General features: G+C 55.9%; 1 rRNA gene. It reads right to left on the reverse strand.

What is annotated here, in order from left to right:
* Window positions 1–4 precede the first annotated feature (4 nt).
* Window positions 5–2,478, reverse strand: a 23S ribosomal RNA gene (locus tag HMPREF3121_RS08215); the annotation flags it as partial.

The following is a 2,478-nucleotide window of genomic DNA, read 5'->3' on the forward strand; positions in this document are numbered from 1 at the left end:
GATGCGTGTGTTGTTGTTTGGTCTATTAGTACCGGTCACCTCAACACGTCACCATGCTCACAGTTCCGGCCTATCAACCCCGTCATCTACAGGGAACCTCAAACGAAACCTGATCTTGGAACAGGCTTCCCGCTTAGATGCTTTCAGCGGTTATCCCTTCCGTACGTAGCCAACCAGCAATGCTCCTGGCGAAACAACTGGCACACCAGAGGTACGTCCGTCCCGGTCCTCTCGTACTAGGGACAGCCTTCCTCAAGTTTCTACGCGCGCGGCGGATAGAGACCGAACTGTCTCACGACGTTCTAAACCCAGCTCGCGTGCCGCTTTAATGGGCGAACAGCCCAACCCTTGGGACCTACTCCAGCCCCAGGATGCGACGAGCCGACATCGAGGTGCCAAACCATCCCGTCGATATGGACTCTTGGGGAAGATCAGCCTGTTATCCCCGGGGTACCTTTTATCCGTTGAGCGACACCGCTTCCACAAGCCGGTGCCGGATCACTAGTCCCTACTTTCGTACCTGCTCGACCTGTCAGTCTCACAGTCAAGCTCCCTTGTGCACTTACACTCAACACCTGATTGCCAACCAGGCTGAGGGAACCTTTGGGCGCCTCCGTTACCCTTTGGGAGGCAACCGCCCCAGTTAAACTACCCACCAGGCACTGTCCCCAACCCGGATCACGGGCCAAGGTTAGATATCCAATACGATCAGAGTGGTATTTCAACAACGACTCCACCCCAACTGGCGTTGAGGTTTCACAGTCTCCCACCTATCCTACACAAACCGAACCGAACACCAATACCAAGCTATAGTGAAGGTCCCGGGGTCTTTTCGTCCTGCCGCGCGTAACGAGCATCTTTACTCGTACTGCAATTTCGCCGGGTCTGTGGTTGAGACAGCAGGGAAGTCGTTACGCCATTCGTGCAGGTCGGAACTTACCCGACAAGGAATTTCGCTACCTTAGGATGGTTATAGTTACCACCGCCGTTTACTGGGGCTTAAATTCTCCGCTTCGACCCACAAAGGATCTAACAGGTCCTCTTAACCTTCCAGCACCGGGCAGGCGTCAGTCCGTATACATCGACTTACCCGTCTTCGCACGGACCTGTGTTTTTAGTAAACAGTCGCTTCCCTCTATTCTCTGCGGCCACGCAACGCCGTCCGCCGCAACGGGCATAGACATCACGCGGCCCCCCTTCTCCCGAAGTTACGGGGGCATTTTGCCGAGTTCCTTAACCACAGTTCACCCGATCGCCTTAGTATTCTCTACCTGACCACCTGTGTCGGTTTGGGGTACGGGCCGCACAACCACTCGCTAGAGGCTTTTCTCGGCAGCATAGGATCACCAACTTCCCCACAACGGGTACGCATCACGTCTCACCACACACGCAGCCCGGATTTACCTGGACTGCCGGCTACACGCTTACACCACCATCCATCAGGTGGCACGGCTACCTTCCTGCGTCACCCCATCACTTGGCTACTACCAGATCAGGTCCCCTGCATCCACAACCAGACACCACCCAAAAGGGCAGCGAAAGGACGCTTCAGGAGGGTTAGTATCACTGATTCACCATGGGCGCGATTGCGCGGGTACGGGAATATCAACCCGTTGTCCATCGACTACGCCTGTCGGCCTCGCCTTAGGTCCCGACTCACCCTGGGAGGATTAACCTGGCCCAGGAACCCTTGGTCATCCGGCGGAGGAGGTTTCCACTCCTCATTCGCTACTCATGCCTGCATTCTCACTCGCGTCCACTCCACCACAGGTCACCCCGCAGCTTCACAGCCGAACACGACGCTCCCCTACCCAGCAACAAAAAAGTCACTGCCGCGGCTTCGGCGGTATGCTTGAGCCCCACTACATTGTCGGCGCAGGACCACTCGACCAGTGAGCTATTACGCACTCTTTCAAGGATGGCTGCTTCTAAGCCAACCTCCTGGTTGTCTTCGCGATCCCACATCCTTTTCCACTTAGCATACCCTTAGGGGCCTTAGCCGGCGATCTGGGCTGTTTCCCTCTCGACTACGAAGCTTATCCCCCGCAGTCTCACTGCCGTGCTCTCACCTCACCGGCATTCGGAGTTTGGCTGATGTCGCTAAGATGATAGTCCCGCTAAACCAACCAGTAGCTCTACCTCCAGGAGGAAACACACGACGCTGCACCTAAATGCATTTCGGGGAGAACCAGCTATCACGGAGTTTGATTGGCCTTTCACCCCTACCCACAACTCATCCCCTCAGTTTTCAACCTAAGTGGGTTCGCGCCTCCACAGAGTCTTACCTCTGCTTCACACTGGCCATGGGTAGATCACCCCGCTTCGGGTCCAGGACACGCCACTGACAACACACTAGTTAGTATTCGCTTTCGCTACGGCTACCCCACACGGGTTAACCTCGCGACGTGCCGCTGACTCGCAGGCTCATTCTTCAAAAGGCACGCCATCACCCCACAAAAGGAGGCTCTGACGGATTGT

Origin of the sequence: Corynebacterium sp. HMSC11E11, from assembly GCF_001807025.1 — a bacterium.
Taxonomy (GTDB): Bacteria; Actinomycetota; Actinomycetes; order Mycobacteriales; family Mycobacteriaceae; genus Corynebacterium; species Corynebacterium freneyi.